A 16,428-nucleotide genomic window follows, 5' to 3' on the forward strand; every position below is an offset into this window, starting at 1 on the left:
CTGACGCCGCCGGCCCCGCCGGCGGCGTTTTTCGTTGCGGGGACCCTCAGGCGGCGACGGCATCCTCGACATAGACCAGCGCCCGGCCCTCGCAGATGCGCCGCCCGTCCTCGCCCAGACACACGGTCTCGAGGTCCACGAGATGCTTTTCCGGGCGCAGGCGCGTGATCGTCACCCGCGCGCTCAGCATCTCGCCGAAGCGCGCCTCGGACAGGAAGGACATTTCCTGCTTCAGGTAGTTGGTGCCGAAGCCCGGCAGCCGGACGCCGAGCAGATAGGAGAACAGCCCGCCGATCAGCGGTTGCGGCACCGTCTCGGGAAGCGCATCCAGCCCGGCAAGGCCGGCGAAGACGGCCGCATCCGATGCCGGAAAGCGGCGGCTCACCTCGGCGCTCTGTCCCACGGTCAGCTTCATCGTCCCGCCTCCAGCCTGCACTGCCCGACGAGCACGGGCGCCCCGTCGGCGACCCGCGAAACGGTGATCGCGACCTCGCCGGTATCGGCCGGCGAGAAGGCGAGCTCCAGCTCCTCCTCCGGATAGGCGGGATTGGGGAACATCAGGGCCTGCATCTCATGGCGGTGCTCCGGATAGCGCTGGCGCAGCAGGGCCCAGAGCCGCGAATAGAGCAGCATGCCGTGCGAGACGGTGCGCCCGAAGCGGGTGCGCGCCGAGAACTCCGCATCGACATGGATCGGATTGTCGTCGCCCGACAGTTCCGCGAAGGCGTCGAAATCCGCCTGTGTCGGCACCCAGCGTGCCGAAAACTCGTCCGTTGCCGTCGTCACCGGCCGCTCTCCCCATGTCGTGTTCTCAGGATGTGTTTCTGGACCTTGCCGGCGGCGGTGCGCGGCAACTCGTCGACGACGCGGAAGCTGCGCGGCACCTTGTAGCCGGCGAGCTGCTCGCGGCACCAACGGGTCAGCGCGGCGACGTCGATCAGCGCGCCGGGGCGGGCGATCAGCCAGGCGGCGCCGACCTCGCCCCATTTTTCGTCCGGCACGCCGATCACCACCGCATCGAGCACGTCCTCATGGGCGACCAGCACCCGCTCGACCTCGGCCGGATAGACGTTCTCGCCGCCGGAGATGTACATGTCCTTGATGCGGTCGACGATGTAGTAGTAGCCCTCGGCATCGCGGCGGGCGACATCGCCCGACAAGAGCCAGCCGCCCGGCGCGAAGGCGACTTCACTCGCCTGCGGGTTGCCGAAATAGCCGGGCGTGACGCCGGGGCCGCGGATCTGCAATTCGCCCTCGCCTTCGCCCTCCACCACCTCGCCCGTCACCGAGACGAGACGCACCTCGGCGAGGATCTGCGCCTTGCCGACGGAGCCGATCTTGCGCGGCGCATTCTCCGGATCGGACAGGAACACGGTCGGCCCGGTCTCGGTCATGCCCATGCCGTTGCACACGGTGACGCCGCACGACAGATAGGTCTCAAGCAGGGGCGCGGGCATCGGCGCGCCGCCGCAGCCGAGCGAGCGCAGGGCGGAAAAGTCCGTTTCCGAAAAGCCCGGCTCCAGCGCGATTGCCTGGTAGATCGCCGGCACGCCGAAGAAGGCGGTGAGCCGGCCGGCGCCGATCAGTTTCAGCACCGCCGGGGCATCGAACTTGCGCAAGACAATGCTCTCGCCGCCGGCGAGGAACAGCGGCAGGGTCATCAGGTTGATGCCGGCCGTGTGGAACAGCGGCAGGAAATTGACCGTACGGTCGGTGCCGGAAAGGCCGGTCGCCTGGGTGTAGTTGACCGCGTTGGCCCAGGCCATTTCCGCCGTCTGGATCACCAGTTTCGGGGTGCCGGTGGTGCCGGATGTGGCGAGCAGATACCACGGCCGGCCGGCCTCGACCCGCGTGTCACTGAGCGAGGCCGGGGAGAGATCCGCGGCAAGCTGATCAAGATGGGGCGCCTCGCCCGCAACGGGCGCATCGGCGAAGCCGACAAGATCCAGCGCGAGGTCACCGGCAAGCGCCTGCGCGGTCGCGGCCGTTGCGCCGTCATGCAGCAGCAGCCGCGCGCCGGAGGCGGCGACGACCGGGGCGAGTTCGGCCGGCGGCTGGCGCCAGTTGAGCGGCAGCAGGACGATGCCGGTCTTCTGGGCGGCGAAAAGCAGGACGAAGAAATCCGCGTGATTGTGGCTAAGGACGGCGACACGCTCGCCGGCGGCAACGCCCCGCGCCAGCAGCGCCCGCGCGGTGCGGTTGGCCTTCGCCTCGACCTCGGCGAAGGTGAGTTGCGCGCCGGTCTCGTGGTCGGTGAAGGCGATGCGATCCGGCGTCAGCTCGGCGCGCCTGGCCGCCATATCGGTGACCCAGGACATCATCGCCGCGCCTCCCCGGCCGCGAGCGGGGCGAGAAAGGCCTGCATCCGCTCCCGCGTCTGCGGCCGGGCGATCAAGGCGAGAAAGCCGTGAAGCTCGCGCTCGAGATCCCTGGCGACGGCGGCGAGACGATCCTCGTTCCAGATATTGGCGCGGGTCACGGCAAGGGTGCCGGGGTCCATCCCGGCGAGGGTGGCGAGCCGCGCGCAGACGCGGGCCTCCAGCTCGGACGGCAGGCAGGTCTCGCTCGCCAACCCGAGGCGCAGGCAGTCGGCGGCGGTCAGACGCTGGTTGAGATATTGCACCTCCAGCGCCCGCGCGGTGCCGATGCGTTCCGGCAGCAGCGCCGTCCAGCCGCCGTCCGGCGCAAAGCCCATCTGCGCATAATAGGGCTGGAGGAATGCGTCCTCGCTCATCACCACCATGTCGGCGGCGAGCATCAGGCCGGCAGAGCCGCCGGTGACCGGACCGTTGAGCGCGGCGATCACCGGCATCGGGAAGGCGAGCAGGTCGAGAACCGCCGCATTGAGCGCGCCGACGATCTCGCGCGCGAAGTGCAGCAAATCGCTGCTGTCCCTGGAGAGCGCGGCAAAGCGGGCGACATCGCCGCCGGCGGAAAAGGCCCGGCCGCGGCCGGTCAGCACCAGCGCAGCCGCCCCTGCCTGCCGCGCCTCGTCGATCCGTGCGCGCAAGGCGGCAAGAAGCTCCGGCGCCAGCGCGTTGCCGCGCCCCGGTCGGTCGAGCGTCAGCCATGCGGCACCCTCCCGCCAGTCGAGATGCACGGCACCGTCGGCGGCGGCGCTCATTCGCCGCCCCCTTTGCTGCCGCCGACCTTGAGGCCGTTCTCGATGAGATCGTGGGCGACCTCGACCATGGTGTCGACCGGAACCTCGCCGCCGAACACCACCTGGAACTCGCCGAGCGAGCGGGCGATGCCCATCAGCGTCCAGGCGCGGATCTCGGCATCGCCGGGGCGGATGGTGCCCGCGCTCGCCGCCCGCTCCAGCCCCTCGCGATAGCCTTCGGCGAAGGTGCGAAAGTAGGCGAGATAGGCGTCGCGGTCGACGAACTGCGCCTCCTGGACGATGCGATAGAGCTCGGGATGTGCGGAGACGAAGGCAAGGAAGGCGCGCAGGCCCTCGCGCTCGGCCTGCAGGCGGTCGGTATAGCCGGAGGTCGCCTCGCTGATCGCATGGCGCAGCATGCGGCCCATTTCGGCGACGAGTTCGGAGAAGACCTCGTCCTTGCTGGCGAAGTAGATGTAGAAGGTTCCTTGCGCGACTCCGGCCTCGCGGGTGATGGAGCCGATGGAGGCCTCGTTGAAGCCCTGGCGGCCGATGACCCGTTCGGCTGCCTCGAGGATCGCCCGCCGGGTCGCCGCGCCGCGCGCGGTTTTCGGCATGCCGGAGGCGGCATCCTCGCCGGCCGGTGCGACAGCACTTGCCGGACCGGTTCCCGCTGCGTCATTCTTGGGTGCGCGCGGCTTGCCGGCCCCCGTCTTTGCAGGAGCCTTGCGCCCGCGCGCAGCCGTGCCGCGGGTTGCGGCCTGCCCCGCGCCTCTGCCCGTTTCCGCTCCGCCCACGACATCCTCCCCCAAACAATATGAATTATGAATCACTATTCATGTTCTGCCGACGAGTTTCAAGTGCAAAGCAAGGGAGATGCGGGATCGGAGAGCCGAGGGCGGATGAGGCACGGTCCCGAACGCCGCCGCGACCGACGTGCCTCCCCGATCCCGGGTCGCGCTTGCGCTTGCCCGAAGGACGCGGAAAGGCTCGAGCGAGGCAACACCTGCCGAGAGTGCCGGCTCTCCGGCTTCGCCTGCCGCCGGGGGGAGGCACGACATCACCTCCCGGCCTAGCCCCCCGACGAGGCGGACAATCCCGATCCGGCCCCGCTCCACCCCGATCCGACGTAGCGGCACAAAGGCGCGGAAAAAGCTGACTTTCTCCGTCATGTTTTTCCATCAAAGCCGTTGACGTTCCCGCCCCGGCACCGCATATCTATGCACATGCGCCTGACCCAGCAGACCAACTACGCCGTCCGCACCCTCATCTACTGTGCGGCAAACCCCGGATCCCCGAGCCGTGTCGCGGATATCGCGGCCAGCTTCGAGATGTCGGAGACGCATCTCTTCAAGATCCTCAAGGTTCTTGTCGACGGCGGATTCGTGCGCACCTTGCGCGGCCGCAACGGCGGCATCCTGCTCGCGCGCCCGGCGGCGGAGATTTCCGTCGGCGAGGTGGTGCGTGCAGCGGAAGAAAGCTTCCTGCTCGCCGAGTGTTTCGAATCCGGCCGCAAGGACTGCCCGCTGATCACCTCCTGCGGCTTCAACGGGTTGCTGCACGAGGCGCTCGAGGCCTTCATGATGGTGCTCGATTCCCACACCATCGCCGAGCTGGCCGAGGACCGCACCGAGATCCGCTTCCTTCTGAAGATGGATGGCGAGATCCCCACTTCGGGCAAGATGGCGAGCCTGCAGGGCGCCGGCGCCTGAGGCGTACAGGCAGAGTTCAGGTTCCCGACCGCGACACGAAAACGGCGGCCCCTCGCAGGGCCGCCGTTTCGCGTTTCCGCTCCCCGCCAAGGGGAGGATCCGGCCGGGACGCGAGCGCCCCCGGCCGGACGAAGGCTCACTTCATCTCGGAGACGACCTCGAAGCCGTTGCCCGAGACCCTGAACAGGGCATAGGCGCCCGGAACGTCGCCGGCTTCGTCGAAATTGTGCTCGCCGGCCGCGCCCTTGTAGTCGATGGCCGTGCCGGCCGCGATCAGCTCCTTGGCCTTGGCCCACTCGCCCGGCAGGATCGGCTCGCCCTCGCCGTTGGAGATCTCGCGCAAGGAAGCGGCCACCTTGGCCTTGTCGCCGCCCGCCTTCTCGATGGCGAGCGCCAGCATGAAGGCCGCGTCGTAGGACGTGGTCACGAAGATCGCGCTCGGGTCGCCGCCGATATCGGAGAAGGCCTTGCTGAAGGCATCCAGCGAGGTGGACTGCTCGCCGACCGGAGCGGAGGCGAGGAAGGTCTCCAGGTTTTCCGCACCGAGCTCCTTGATCGGGGCGTCGGACTTCATCCCGTCGGCGCCGACGAAGTTCTCGAAGAAGCCGTTCTCCAGCGCCTGGCGCAGCATCGTCAGGCCCGAGCCGTCGCCGTAGTCGAGGATGACCAGCGTGTCGGCGCCACCGGACGCGAGGTCCGCGAGGTTGGAGCGGTAGGAGGCCTTCTCGCCCTCGTGGGCGGCATAGCCGGCGATCTCGCCGCCCTGCGCCTCGAACTCGGCGCGGAACGACTCGGCCAGGCCCTTGCCGTAGTCGTTGTTGAGATAGGCGACCGCCACCTTCTTGGTGCCGCGTTCCAGCAGCGTGCGGGCAAGCGCCCGGCCCTGGAAATCGTCGGACGGCACGGTGCGGAACACGGTGTCGTTGTCCTTGAGCGAAGTGATCTCCGGCGAGGTTCCCGACGGAGTGACGATGACGATGCCTGCGGGGATGGTCACCGAATTGGCGGCCGCCAGCACGGCGCCCGAGCAATGCGGGCCGACGACGGCGACGACACCCTCGATGTTGACCGCCTTGGTGGCCGCGTCGGTGGCGTTCTGCGGGTTGCAGGCGCTGTCGCCGACTACGCCGACCAGCTTCTGGCCGTCGAGAATGCCGCCGGCGTCGTTGACCTGGCTGATGGCGAGATTGGCGCTGTCGATCATCGCCGGCGCCATTGCCGCGATCGGACCGGAAACGCCGCCGAGCAGACCGATCTTCACGTCCGCATGGGCGGGCGCCGCCAGCGCCGTCGCACCCAGGAGAGCCGCAGCCGCGGCGATACGGAACGTCCTCATGATAAACCTCCACCTTGTGGTTATCCGGCCGGTGCGAAATCCTGCCGGCCGTTTGCTGTCTCGCGGAGGCGCTCCCCTCGGGCCATCCTGCCCGTCCCGGAACGGCGCCTTCCGCGCTTGCGGCAGCCGGATGCCCGGCTGCCCTGGTGGCGGCAGTTTCAACCGAAACGCGCCGCCCTCACAAGCCTCAATCGGGTGACGCCGGCGGGCGTGCACCGCTTGCCGCGGGGTCCGGCCGGGGCCCGCGCTTCTGCGGCTCGGGCAAAAGCCCCTCGGGCCGGAAGCGCAGCACCACCTGCAGCATCAGGCCGATCAGGAAGACGCGCAGGTACTTGGCCTTCACGGCATATTCGTGCGGCAGGCGGTCGGTGACGATCTCCGACATGGACCAGATGATCCAGACCACGGCGACGCCGAGGATGGCGCCGCGATTGTTGCCCGATCCGCCGAGGATCAGCATGATCCAGACGAGGAAGGTCGCGACCATCGGGTCGATCGCCTCCGGCGTGATCGTGCGGTTGAAATGGGCGAAGAGCGCGCCGCCGAGCCCCATCAGCGCCGATCCGAAGATGAAGGCCTCGAGCCGCCGGTAGGGCACGTCCTTGCCCATGGCGCGGGCCGCGTCCTCGTTGTCGCGGATGGCGCGCATCATCCGGCCCCAGGGCGAGGCGAACTGCCGCTCGACCAGGAGATAGGCGACCAGCAGCACGCCGGCGACGATGGCCAGATAGGCCAGCTGCGACATGGTGTAGGCGAGATCTCCGAAGGGGCGCGGGATGTCGGTGATGCCGCGCGCGGCGTTGGTCAGCCAGCTTTCCGACTTGACGACGAGGCGGATGATCTCGGCAACGCCGATGGTGGCGATGGCCAGATAATCGGAGCGCAGGCGCAGGCAGATCTTGCCGATCGGCCAGGCGATCAGCCCGGCCGCCACCATCGCCCCGAGCCAGCCGACCGGCACCGGCAGGTCGAAGCCGCCGACGCGCCCTTCCGCGAAGGGCGAGGTGAGGATCGCCGAGGTGTAGGCGCCGACGGCGAAGAAGCCGGCAATGCCCGCGTTGAAGAGGCCGGTATAGCCCCACTGGATGTTCAGCCCCAGCGCCAGCAGCGCATAGATGCCGATGAAGATCGCCATGAAGACGGCGTAATTGACGAAGCCGAGCCATTCCATCGCGCGCGACCTCCTTACAGGACCTTGCCCTTGAGCAGGCCGGTCGGCCGCACAAGGAGCATCAACAGCAGGATGGCGAAGGCGGTGGCCGCCTTGTACTCGGTCGGCAGGAACAGGGCCGACATCTCCTCGGCGATGCCGACGATCAACCCGCCGAGCACCGCGCCCTCGACCCGGCCGACGCCGCCGAGAATGGCGGCGGCGAACATCGGCAGCAGCATGGTCCAGCCCATCAGCGCCTTCAGCTCGTAATTGAGGCCGAGGAAGACGCCAGCCGCCGCGCACAGGCCTCCGACGATCGTCCAGGTGAGCAGCACGACCTTGCGGTTGTCGACGCCCGACAGGAGCGCAAGGTCCGGGTTGTCGGACATCGCGCGCATGGCCTTGCCCCACTTGCTGTACTTGAGGAACAGCTGCAGGGCGACGACGAGGGCGATCATCGCCAGCACGGTGACGATCTCGCGGTCGCGGATGCGGATGCCGAACCAGTTCTCGGGGCGCACGATGCCGCGGGTGTAGGTCTGGGAATCGACGCCCCACACGATCTGCACCACCGCGCGCACCATCAGGGCGACGCCGAGCGAGGCCATCACCGTGACGATCTTCGGCCGCTCGCGCAGATAGGCGTAGAAGGTCCTGTCGATGCCGACGGCGACCGCCGCCGTCACCGCCATCGCCACCGGCAGCGCCACATAGGGCGAGACGCCGCCCAGCGTGACCACGCCCAGCGCCAGGAAGGCGCCGAAGGTGGCAAGGTCGCCATGGGCGAGATGCGCATAGCGCAGGATCGCGAAGACGAGCGTGATGCCGACCGCGCCGAGCGCATAGATCGAGCCGACGACGATGCCCGGCACCAGGTAGAAGTTGATCAGTTCCATCGCGTCCATGTCGGTCAGCCTCCCAGGAACATGGCGGCGACATCCTCGTCGGCGAGGAGTTCGGCACCCGTTCCCTCGTGACGGTTGACGCCGGAGGCGAGCACATAGCCGCGGTCGGCGAAGGCCAGCGCCTGCTTGGCATGCTGCTCGACCAGCAAAATGGTGACGCCGGTGTCGCGCACGTCGCGGCAGATCCGGAAGATCTGCTCCATGTATTTCGGCGAAAGCCCCGCCGTCGGCTCGTCGAGCAGCAGCAGCTTGGGCTCCAGCATGAGCGCCCGGCCCATGGCGACCATCTGACGCTGGCCGCCGGACAGGTTGCCGGCAAGCGCCTTGCGCCGCTCCTTCAGGTCTGGGAACAGGGCATAGACCCGGTCGTAGGCGGCCGACAGGTCGCCGGAGCGCAGGAAGGCGCCCATCTCCAGGTTCTCGTGCACCGTCATCTCGCGGAAGACGTTGTTGACCTGCGGCACGTAGCACACGCCGGCCTCGACGATGCGGTTGGGCTCAAGGCCGGTGATGTCGGCCCCGTCGACGCGGATCGTGCCGCCGCGCACATGCAGCAGGCCGAAGATCGCCTTCATCGCCGTCGACTTGCCGGCCCCGTTCGGGCCGACGATGACGACGATTTCGGAAGGGGCGGCGCGCAGGGTCACGCCCAGCAGGATGTCGGCCTCGCCGTAGCCGCCGACGACATCGCGCATGTCGAGAATGTCGCTCATGCGGCGTCTCCCACCGTCTCGCCGAGATAGGCTTCCAGCACCCGCGGATCGGAGCGCACGGTCGCGAAATCGCCCTCGATCAGCACGCGCCCCTCGGCCATGCAGACGACCGGATCGCAGAGCTTCTCGATCATCTCCATGTCGTGCTCGATGAGGACGAAGGTGTAGCCGCGCTCGCGGTTGAGGATGGCGATCTTCTCCTCCAGCTTGCGCAGGAGCGTGCGGTTGACGCCGGCGGCCGGCTCGTCGAGCAGCACCAGCTTCGCGTCCGTCATCATGGTGCGGCCGAGCTCCAGCAGCTTCTTCTGGCCGCCCGACAGGTTGCCGGCGCGCTCGTCCGCCACGTGGGTCAGTTCCAGGAAGGCGAGCGTCTCGACCGCTCTGGCACGCACACGCTCCTCGTCGGCGCGCACCCGGCCCGGCGACAGCCAGTTGGCGAGCAGCCCCTCGCCCGACTGGCGCGGCGGCACCATCATCAGGTTCTCCAGCGCCGTCAGCCGGTGGAATTCGTGCGGGATCTGGAAGGTGCGCACAAGACCGAGATGGAACCGCTTGTCGGTGGAAAGATCGGTGACGTCCTGCCCCAGATAGCGGATGCGCCCGGATGTCGGCGGAATGGCGCCGGCCACCATGTTGAACGTCGTCGTCTTGCCGGCGCCGTTGGGTCCGATCAAGCCGGTGATCGTTCCCTCGCGCACGGAGAAACTGCACCCGTCGACGGCGCGGAAGCCGCCATAGGTCATCACGAGGTCCTCGACCTCAAGCATCATGTCCTGTCCGCTCATCGTCCCCTCGCCAGGACCTTCCCGGTCCGATGTGGCGGCCTTGCCGGCCGCTCTGCCTGCCGGTGGCATTTTTCGCGCGTCCTAAAGGCGCCGCAACAGGGCGCGCACCGGCGCCGCGTCGAGCCCTTCTAGCTTCAATGGCGGGGCGATCAACTCATAATCCCCGGTTTCGACGTGGGCGAGGGCGAGATTCTCCAGAATCCGCATGTCGTGACGCCGAAATGCCATATGGGCAGGCAGCTCCTTCGACGTGTCGGGATCGACGGAAGGGACGTCGACGCCGACGAGGCGCACGCCGCGGGAGGCGAGCAGCTCCACCGTCTCGGGGCTGAGCGCGCGAAAGCCCTCCGGCCAGACCTGCGGATCGAGCGCCTCGGCAAGGCGCAGCAGCACGCGCGGCGGCGCGCCGTCCAGATGGTCCGCGATCTCCTGCGGCAGGCAGAGCGGGCCGTCCCCTCGCGCATCGATCACCCGGGCGGGGCCGATGAAGTCCTCCAGCGGCAGGGCATCGATGGGAGCGCCGTCCGCATCGTAATGCAAGGGCGCATCGGCATGGGCGCCGCAATGGGTGGAGAGCGAGACGGAGGTGACGTTGACCGGGCAGCCGGGGCCGATGGCGAAGGTTCTCTCCACCCGGTAGGGCGCATCGCCCGGAAACACCGCCGCGCCAGGGCGCAGCGGCGGCGTGATGTCGATCAGTCCCGTCGGCATGAAGCCCTCCCCATGAACCCCGTCCCCGTGCCCTTCCCGTCAGCCCCTCCCAGGACTGTCCGTTCCCAAGGGCATATAGCGCGCCGCGCTCACATGTCGGCGCGGATCTCCCACAATTCGGGAAACAGCACCACTTCCAGCATGCGGCGCAGATACATGACGCCGGAGGTGCCGCCGGTGCCGCGCTTGAAGCCGATGATGCGCTCCACCGTGGTGACATGGTTGAAGCGCCAGCGGCGGAAATAATCCTCGAAGTCGACCAGCTTCTCGGCCAGGTCGTAGAGCGGCCAATGGCGGTGCGGGTCGCGATAGACCTCGAGCCAGGCGCGCGCGACGCTGTCGTTGCGCTCGTAGGGCTGCGAGATGTCGCGGGCCAGATGCGCCTCGTCGATGGGCAGGCCCGAGCGGGCGAGCAGGCGGATCGCCTCGTCGTAGATGCTGGTGTCGCAACGGATCCGGTCGAGCCAGTCGTGCACCCGCGGCACATGGGCATGCGGGCGCATCATCGCCGCGTTCTTGTTGCCGGCGAGGAACTCGATGGCCCGGTACTGGTGCGACTGGAAGCCCGAGGACTGGCCGAGATCGCCGCGGAACAGGGTGTATTCCGAGGGCGTCATGGTGCGCAGGACCTGCCAGGCGCCGGTCAGCTGCTCGAAGATCCGCGACACGCGGGTCAGCATCTTGAAGGCCGGCTGCAGGTCGTCGGCGGCGATGCGCCCCTTGGCCGCCGCAAGCTCGTGGATGGCGAGCTTCATCCACAGTTCCGAGGTCTGATGCTGGATGATGAACAGCATCTCGTCATGGGCTTCGGACAGCGGGTTTTGCGCCGTCAGGATGCGGCTGAGGTTGAGATAGTCGCCATAGGACATGCGACCGTCGAATTCCATCTCGGCGCCGTCCTCGGCCGGATCGAAAGGTCCGCTCGCATAAGGGCTGCGCGTTTCCATCTCTCCCCCCGTCCCGCTCATGTGACCTTGGCCCGCTTGTGGAACTCAGGCCGATCCCAGGCGCGCGTCTCCATGATCTCCTGGAGGATGCCGCAAGCGGCCATCACGTCGGCATGGGAGAGGTAGAGCGGGGTGAAGCCGAAGCGGACGACATCGGGCGCGCGGAAGTCGCCGATGACGCCGCGGGCGATCAGCGCCTGCATCAGGGCATAGCCGTGCTCGAAGCGGAACGAGACCTGGCTGCCGCGCGCCTGCGGATCGCGCGGGCTGGCGAGTTCCAGTTCCGGGCAGCGTCGCTCGACCTCAGCGCGGAACAGCTCCGACAGGGAGATGGACTTTGCACGCAGCGCGGCCATGTCGACGCCGTCGAAGGCGGCGAGCGCCGCCTCCAGCGCGACCAGCGACAGGATCGGCGGCGTGCCGACCCGCATGCGGCCGATGCCGGTATCGGCGCGGTAGTCGAGATCGAAGGCGAAGGGCGCGGCGTGGCCCATCCAGCCGGTCAGCGGCGGCGCGACACGGTCGAGATGGCGCTGCGCGACATAGAGAAAGGCCGGGGCGCCGGGGCCGCCGTTCAGATACTTGTAGCCGCAGCCGACGGCGAAATCCGCTCCGGCGGCATCCAGCTCCACCGGCAGGGCGCCGGCCGAGTGGGCAAGATCCCAGATGGTCAGCGCGCCGGCGGCATGAGCCATCGCGGTGATCGCCGCCATGTCGTGCAGGCGGCCGGTGCGGTAGTCGACCTCGGTCAGCATGACGACGGCGACTTCCTCGCCGATGGCCGCCTCGACCTCCTCCGGCGCGACGATCTTCAATTCGTGCCCCTGGCCGAGCAGGTCGCGCAGGCCCTGTGCCATGTAGAGATCGGTCGGGAAATTGCCGCTGTCGGAAAGGATCACCTTGCGCTCGGGGCGCAGCGCCAGCGCGGCGGCCAGCACCTTGAAGACGTTGACCGAGGTGCTGTCGCAGGCCGTCACCTGGCCGGGCGCGGCGCCGACGATCCGCGCGATACGGTCGCCGACGCGCTGCGGCAGGTCGATCCAGCCATGCTCGTTCCAGGCGCGGATGAGGCTTTCGCCCCATTCCCTGGTGACCGCCTCGGCCAGACGGTCGGGCACGGCTTTGGGCAGCACGCCGAGCGAATTGCCGTCGAGATAGAGCACGCCCTCGGGGATCGAGAAGAGCGCGCGCTTGTCCTTGAGCGGGTCATTGCGGTCGAGTGCGGCAATGTCGGGCGCCTCCTTCGAGGCTCCGCCGGCCGCGCCATGGCCTGTCAGCATGTCCATCTCCTGTCGTGACGCGGCGATCCTAACAGTGTGGACGACAAGTGCCAAGAATTATATATAATCAATCTGATTATATCAAAATACCGTTTCCAAGCGGAAGCGGCGACAGAGCCCGGGGAGCCCATGGCCAAGACCGAGGAAGCCTATGAGCGGCTGAAGGCCGACCTGCTGCGCAGCCGCATCGCGCCGGGCGCGCCGCTGGTCGTCGCCGGCCTGAAGGCGCGCTACGGCCTCGGCTGGACGCCGCTGCGCGAAGCGCTGTCGCGGCTGGAGGCGGAAGGTCTGGTGGTCTCCGAGCGCAATCGCGGCTACCGGGTCGCACCGGTCTCCGCCGCCGCGATCCGCGACCTGCAACTCGCCCGCCGCACCGTGGAGGAGACGCTGCTGGTGCGCTCCATCGAGGCGGGAGATGCGGACTGGGAAGCCCGAATCGTCGCCGCCCATCACCGCCTGTCGCTGACGCCCGCCCCCGAACCCGGCATCGACGATGCCGGCATGTCGCTGTGGGAGGAGCGGCACGATGCGTTCCACGCCGCGTTGCTGTCGGCCGGACGCTCCGAAAGCCTCTCCCGTTTCCAGCAACAGATCACGGAGCAGTTGCAGCGCCACCACCGGCACATGCTGTTCGACCCGCAGGCGCGCCAGGGCCTGTCGCAGGAGGCGATGGCCGGTTTTCGCGCCCTGGTCGAGCGCACGCTCGGCCTTGCCCACCACACGGACCTGATGGACGCGGCGCTCGCCCGCGACAGCGCCCGCGCGGCGGCGCTGCTCGTCGAGCACATCGGCTTTTCGCTCGCCGTCTACGCCTTCCTGTGGCCCGAGGACGCTTGACGCCGTTCTTCCGGTCTTTCGAAAGCGACAGGGATTTTCCCCTTTGCGTCACCGGACCCGGCAACGGGTGACACGGGCCGCGTCCCGACGCATGATCGCGGCCGCGCGACGGGTGCGGGAGAAACCCGAGCGCACCGGCGATACGCCGGCGGTTTCGGGAGGATCACGTGTTCATCAGCGTCTTCGACATCTTCAAGATCGGGATCGGTCCATCGTCCTCGCATACGATGGGGCCGATGGTGGCGGCGGCACGCTTCCTGGATCTGCTGCGCGAAAGGGGCTTGAGGCCGGCGCGCCTTGCCATGTCGCTGCACGGCTCGCTCGCCTTCACCGGCAAGGGCCACGCCAGCGATCGGGCGATCTGCCTCGGCCTGCTCGGCCACGATCCGGCAACCATCGATCCCGACTGCGTGGAGGAGGAGATCGCGAGCCTCACGCGCGACAAGCGCCTTGCCGTCGAAGGCGTCGGCCATATGGATTTCGATCCGGCAACCGATCTCGTCTTCGACTACGGCCCGCCGCTGCCGGGCCACGCCAACGGCATGATCTTCCGCGCCTTCGATGCGGACGGTACCGTGCTGGCGGAGGAAACGCTCTATTCGGTCGGCGGCGGCTTCGTCGTCAGCGAGGCGGAGCTTGCCGCGCAGAACGAGCCGATGGCCGGCACGGTGGAAACCGGCGTCCCCTTCCCCTTCAAGAGCGCGGCGGAAATGCTGGCGATGGGCCGCGACAGCGGGTTGTCCATCGCCGAGATGAAACGGCGGAACGAGATCGCGCGCAGCCCCGACAGCGATCTCGACGCCGGGCTCGACCGGATCTGGAGCGTGATGAACGCCTGCCTGGAGCGCGGGCTGTCGCGCAGCGGCACCCTGCCCGGCGGTCTCAACGTCAAGCGGCGGGCCCACCAGATCCACGCCAAGCTGGTGGGCGAAGCCGGACAGAACCGCCCCTTCCAGCACACGGTGATGGACTGGCTCGGCGTCTATGCGATGGCGGTGAACGAGGAAAACGCGGCCGGCGGCACGCTGGTCACCGCGCCGACGAACGGGGCGGCCGGCGTCGTGCCGGCGGTGCTGCGCTACTATCTCGACCACTGCCCGGACTGCACCCAGGAAGGCATCCGCTCGTTCCTGCTGGTCGCGGCCGCGATCGGCGGCATCATCAAGGCGAACGCCTCGATCTCCGGCGCGGAGGTCGGCTGCCAGGGCGAGGTCGGGTCGGCCTCGGCGATGGCGGCGGCGGGCCTGTGCGCCGCGCTCGGCGGCACCAACGAGCAGGTGGAGAACGCGGCCGAGATCGCGCTGGAGCACCATCTCGGCATGACCTGCGATCCCATCGGCGGGCTGGTGCAGGTGCCCTGCATCGAGCGCAACGCCTTCGGCGCGGTGAAGGCGGTGACCGCCGCCTCCCTGTCGCTGAGGGGCGACGGCGCGCATTTCGTGCCGCTGGACAGCTGCATCGAGACGATGCGGCAGACCGGCCTCGACATGACCGACAAGTACAAGGAAACCTCGAAAGGCGGACTTGCGGTCAATGTCGTGGCCTGCTGAGGGCCGACGCGTCAGCCGGCGGTGAACGCGGCTTCCATCTCGCGGCGGATGCGCACCGCCGTCTGGGTCGTGTCGATGGCGACATCGTCCCAGCGCAGCATCTCGCCTTCAGCGATGTCGCGCACCAGCTTCACATGGGCGGCAAGGCCGAGCGGCAGCAGGCCGCGCTCCAGCGACACCGATGCCGGCTGCTGCTTACCCCATACGGTGGCGCCGCCCTCGCCGTCCAGCATCTCGCCGGCCTTGAGGTTGCGCTTGGCGGTCGCCACCACATCGGCGACGAAGCCGCGCGGCATGCCGGTCGGCTCCTTGCGCAGCACGGCGGAGGCGACCGATAGGCCGAGCTCCATGCCGATCATGTGGGTCGGGCGATAGAGCGCGGCATAGCGGCCGGTCTCGTCCTCCAACATGTGATATTCGCGGAAGCACTGGCGGGCGTAATCCGTCTCGCCCTCGATCACCACGAAGGTGCCCATGGCGAGGTGATGCGGCACGTCGGCGCCGTCGCGCGTCAGCGAGGAGACGACCTCGGTGGTGCCGGTGAACGGCAGGGTGCCGCCGGCCTCCTTCGGCCGCAGCACAGTGGACAGCTCGAAGCGGCTCGCCGGCGGGAAGGACAGCCCGTCCGGCTGGGGCAGCAGGCCGGTGGCGTTGCACACCGCCGTCATCTCGATGCCCGACTTGGTGCCGTCGAGAAACGAGTTGAACATCTTCGGATTGATCAGGCTGCGGTCTGTGATGCCGAGATACTGGACCAGGACGTCCCAGACCGTCTCCGGCGTCAGCTGGTGGTAGGTCGGGAGGTAGCGCGTGCCCTTGCCCGCGCACACGACCTTGAAGCCGCAGGCGCGCGCCCAATCGACATGCTCGCAGATCAGCGCCGGCTGATCGCCCCAGGCCAGCGAATAGACGACGCCGGCCTGCTCTGCCCGGCGGGCGAGCAGCGGTCCGGCCAGCACGTCGGCCTCGACATTGACCATCACCACATGCTTGCCGGCCTCGATCACCGCCAGCGCATGGCGGATGCCGACCGACGGATCGCCCGTCGCCTCGATCACCACCTCGATGCGCCCGTCGGCGAGCACGGCGGCAAGATCGTCGGTAACAAAGGTCGCGCCGCCGGCACAGGCATCGTCCAGCGACATCGCCCGCGACTGCTCGTCCGGCCAGCCGCAGGTCGCCAGCGTGCGGCACGCGCGCGCAGGATCCAGATCGACGATGGCCGTGACATGGACGCCGACCGTCAGGCGCGCCTGGGTCAGGTACATGGAGCCGAACTTTCCCGCGCCGATCAGCGCAACGCGCACCGGGCGGCCCGTCTCCGCACGATGGGCAAGCATGTTGGACAGATTCATGAAGTCCTCCCTTTTGCGCGAGCATGGACGGGAAAAAACCG

Annotated in this window: 17 protein-coding genes; 3 read left to right on the forward strand and 14 right to left on the reverse strand. The window is 68.5% G+C overall.

Annotation, left to right across the window (positions count from 1 at the left end; all coding sequences use genetic code 11):
• Positions 1 to 46 precede the first annotated feature (46 nt).
• Genes MNI96_RS14250 through MNI96_RS14270 form a run of 5 tightly spaced genes read right to left on the reverse strand, consistent with a single transcriptional unit; the run spans position 47 to position 3,720 of the window.
• Positions 47 to 415, reverse strand: a complete 369-nt coding sequence (locus MNI96_RS14250) for a hotdog family protein (RefSeq protein WP_249694215.1) — start codon at positions 413 to 415, stop codon at positions 47 to 49.
• Positions 412 to 786, reverse strand: a complete 375-nt coding sequence (locus MNI96_RS14255; protein ID WP_249694216.1) for a MaoC family dehydratase — start codon at positions 784 to 786, stop codon at positions 412 to 414. The genes MNI96_RS14250 and MNI96_RS14255 overlap by 4 nt, the downstream gene beginning before the upstream one ends.
• Complete coding sequence (locus MNI96_RS14260) at positions 783 to 2,321, reverse strand: class I adenylate-forming enzyme family protein (protein ID WP_249694218.1); 1,539 nt, start codon at positions 2,319 to 2,321, stop codon at positions 783 to 785. Before MNI96_RS14260 ends, MNI96_RS14255 begins: the two co-directional genes overlap by 4 nt.
• Complete coding sequence (locus tag MNI96_RS14265) at positions 2,318 to 3,124, reverse strand: enoyl-CoA hydratase/isomerase family protein (RefSeq protein ID WP_249694220.1); 807 nt, start codon at positions 3,122 to 3,124, stop codon at positions 2,318 to 2,320. The genes MNI96_RS14260 and MNI96_RS14265 overlap by 4 nt, the downstream gene beginning before the upstream one ends.
• Positions 3,121 to 3,720: a TetR/AcrR family transcriptional regulator gene (locus MNI96_RS14270; protein ID WP_249694222.1), complete on the reverse strand. Its 600-nt coding sequence runs from the start codon at positions 3,718 to 3,720 to the stop codon at positions 3,121 to 3,123. The genes MNI96_RS14265 and MNI96_RS14270 overlap by 4 nt, the downstream gene beginning before the upstream one ends.
• Positions 3,721 to 4,329: 609 nt before the next feature.
• Here MNI96_RS14270 and MNI96_RS14275 point away from each other — a divergent pair.
• Positions 4,330 to 4,815 carry an Rrf2 family transcriptional regulator gene (locus MNI96_RS14275; protein ID WP_158194980.1) on the forward strand — a complete coding sequence of 162 codons (486 nt, stop codon included), beginning with the start codon at positions 4,330 to 4,332 and terminating at the stop codon, positions 4,813 to 4,815.
• A 136-nt stretch (positions 4,816 to 4,951) separates the two neighbouring features.
• Here the strand turns inward: MNI96_RS14275 and MNI96_RS14280 are convergent, their stop codons facing one another.
• The 8 genes from MNI96_RS14280 to kynU form a co-directional block, all read right to left on the reverse strand.
• Entirely contained in the window at positions 4,952 to 6,151 is a 1,200-nt protein-coding gene (locus tag MNI96_RS14280; RefSeq protein WP_249694224.1) for an ABC transporter substrate-binding protein, read from the reverse strand.
• A 187-nt stretch (positions 6,152 to 6,338) separates the two neighbouring features.
• Complete coding sequence (locus MNI96_RS14285; RefSeq protein ID WP_249694225.1) at positions 6,339 to 7,322, reverse strand: branched-chain amino acid ABC transporter permease; 984 nt, start codon at positions 7,320 to 7,322, stop codon at positions 6,339 to 6,341.
• A gap of 14 nt (positions 7,323 to 7,336) precedes the next feature.
• Positions 7,337 to 8,209, reverse strand: a complete 873-nt coding sequence (locus MNI96_RS14290; RefSeq protein WP_249694228.1) for a branched-chain amino acid ABC transporter permease — start codon at positions 8,207 to 8,209, stop codon at positions 7,337 to 7,339.
• Positions 8,210 to 8,214: 5 nt separating this feature from the next.
• Positions 8,215 to 8,922, reverse strand: coding sequence for an ABC transporter ATP-binding protein (locus tag MNI96_RS14295; RefSeq protein WP_249694229.1), 708 nt, complete (start codon positions 8,920 to 8,922; stop codon positions 8,215 to 8,217).
• Positions 8,919 to 9,689 carry an ABC transporter ATP-binding protein gene (locus MNI96_RS14300; protein ID WP_249694495.1) on the reverse strand — a complete coding sequence of 257 codons (771 nt, stop codon included), beginning with the start codon at positions 9,687 to 9,689 and terminating at the stop codon, positions 8,919 to 8,921. The genes MNI96_RS14295 and MNI96_RS14300 overlap by 4 nt, the downstream gene beginning before the upstream one ends.
• Positions 9,690 to 9,788: 99 nt before the next feature.
• Entirely contained in the window at positions 9,789 to 10,418 is a 630-nt protein-coding gene (gene kynB / locus MNI96_RS14305; RefSeq protein ID WP_249694231.1) for an arylformamidase, read from the reverse strand.
• 89 nt (positions 10,419 to 10,507) lie between these two features.
• Positions 10,508 to 11,365 (reverse strand): tryptophan 2,3-dioxygenase, encoded by an 858-nt coding sequence (gene kynA / locus MNI96_RS14310; RefSeq protein ID WP_249694238.1) that lies wholly within the window; start codon positions 11,363 to 11,365, stop codon positions 10,508 to 10,510.
• 17 nt (positions 11,366 to 11,382) lie between these two features.
• Complete coding sequence (gene kynU / locus MNI96_RS14315; protein ID WP_249694240.1) at positions 11,383 to 12,645, reverse strand: kynureninase; 1,263 nt, start codon at positions 12,643 to 12,645, stop codon at positions 11,383 to 11,385.
• 129 nt (positions 12,646 to 12,774) lie between these two features.
• On the opposite strand from kynU, the gene MNI96_RS14320 reads away from it, so the two are divergent.
• Both MNI96_RS14320 and MNI96_RS14325 read left to right on the forward strand, forming a co-directional pair.
• Positions 12,775 to 13,482, forward strand: coding sequence for a GntR family transcriptional regulator (locus MNI96_RS14320; protein WP_249694242.1), 708 nt, complete (start codon positions 12,775 to 12,777; stop codon positions 13,480 to 13,482).
• Between the two features lie 167 nt (positions 13,483 to 13,649).
• Positions 13,650 to 15,032, forward strand: a complete 1,383-nt coding sequence (locus MNI96_RS14325; RefSeq protein WP_249694244.1) for an L-serine ammonia-lyase — start codon at positions 13,650 to 13,652, stop codon at positions 15,030 to 15,032.
• Positions 15,033 to 15,043: 11 nt separating this feature from the next.
• Here MNI96_RS14325 and MNI96_RS14330 read toward each other — a convergent pair whose 3' ends face one another.
• A complete protein-coding gene (locus MNI96_RS14330; protein ID WP_249694245.1) occupies positions 15,044 to 16,387 on the reverse strand; it encodes an NAD(P)H-dependent oxidoreductase in 1,344 nt (447 codons plus the stop codon).
• Between the last annotated feature and the right edge of the window lie 41 nt (positions 16,388 to 16,428).

Origin of the sequence: Stappia sp. WLB 29 (assembly GCF_023507705.1) — a bacterium.
Classification (GTDB): domain Bacteria; phylum Pseudomonadota; class Alphaproteobacteria; order Rhizobiales; family Stappiaceae; genus Stappia.

What these genes read in the sequence shown, in the direction of transcription:
- MNI96_RS14275 (WP_158194980.1), top strand. Translation starts at nt 4,330, where the DNA reads ATGCGCCTGACCCAGCAGACCAACTACGCCGTCCGCACCCTCATCTAC.
- MNI96_RS14260 (WP_249694218.1), bottom strand. Translation starts at nt 2,321, where the DNA reads ATGATGTCCTGGGTCACCGATATGGCGGCCAGGCGCGCCGAGCTGACG.
- MNI96_RS14250 (WP_249694215.1), bottom strand. Translation starts at nt 415, where the DNA reads ATGAAGCTGACCGTGGGACAGAGCGCCGAGGTGAGCCGCCGCTTTCCG.
- MNI96_RS14330 (WP_249694245.1), bottom strand. Translation starts at nt 16,387, where the DNA reads ATGAATCTGTCCAACATGCTTGCCCATCGTGCGGAGACGGGCCGCCCG.
- kynA (WP_249694238.1), bottom strand. Translation starts at nt 11,365, where the DNA reads ATGGAAACGCGCAGCCCTTATGCGAGCGGACCTTTCGATCCGGCCGAG.
- kynU (WP_249694240.1), bottom strand. Translation starts at nt 12,645, where the DNA reads ATGCTGACAGGCCATGGCGCGGCCGGCGGAGCCTCGAAGGAGGCGCCC.
- MNI96_RS14270 (WP_249694222.1), bottom strand. Translation starts at nt 3,720, where the DNA reads ATGCCGAAAACCGCGCGCGGCGCGGCGACCCGGCGGGCGATCCTCGAG.
- MNI96_RS14280 (WP_249694224.1), bottom strand. Translation starts at nt 6,151, where the DNA reads ATGAGGACGTTCCGTATCGCCGCGGCTGCGGCTCTCCTGGGTGCGACG.
- kynB (WP_249694231.1), bottom strand. Translation starts at nt 10,418, where the DNA reads ATGCCGACGGGACTGATCGACATCACGCCGCCGCTGCGCCCTGGCGCG.
- MNI96_RS14295 (WP_249694229.1), bottom strand. Translation starts at nt 8,922, where the DNA reads ATGAGCGACATTCTCGACATGCGCGATGTCGTCGGCGGCTACGGCGAG.
- MNI96_RS14320 (WP_249694242.1), top strand. Translation starts at nt 12,775, where the DNA reads ATGGCCAAGACCGAGGAAGCCTATGAGCGGCTGAAGGCCGACCTGCTG.
- MNI96_RS14285 (WP_249694225.1), bottom strand. Translation starts at nt 7,322, where the DNA reads ATGGAATGGCTCGGCTTCGTCAATTACGCCGTCTTCATGGCGATCTTC.
- MNI96_RS14265 (WP_249694220.1), bottom strand. Translation starts at nt 3,124, where the DNA reads ATGAGCGCCGCCGCCGACGGTGCCGTGCATCTCGACTGGCGGGAGGGT.
- MNI96_RS14290 (WP_249694228.1), bottom strand. Translation starts at nt 8,209, where the DNA reads ATGGACGCGATGGAACTGATCAACTTCTACCTGGTGCCGGGCATCGTC.
- MNI96_RS14300 (WP_249694495.1), bottom strand. Translation starts at nt 9,689, where the DNA reads ATGCTTGAGGTCGAGGACCTCGTGATGACCTATGGCGGCTTCCGCGCC.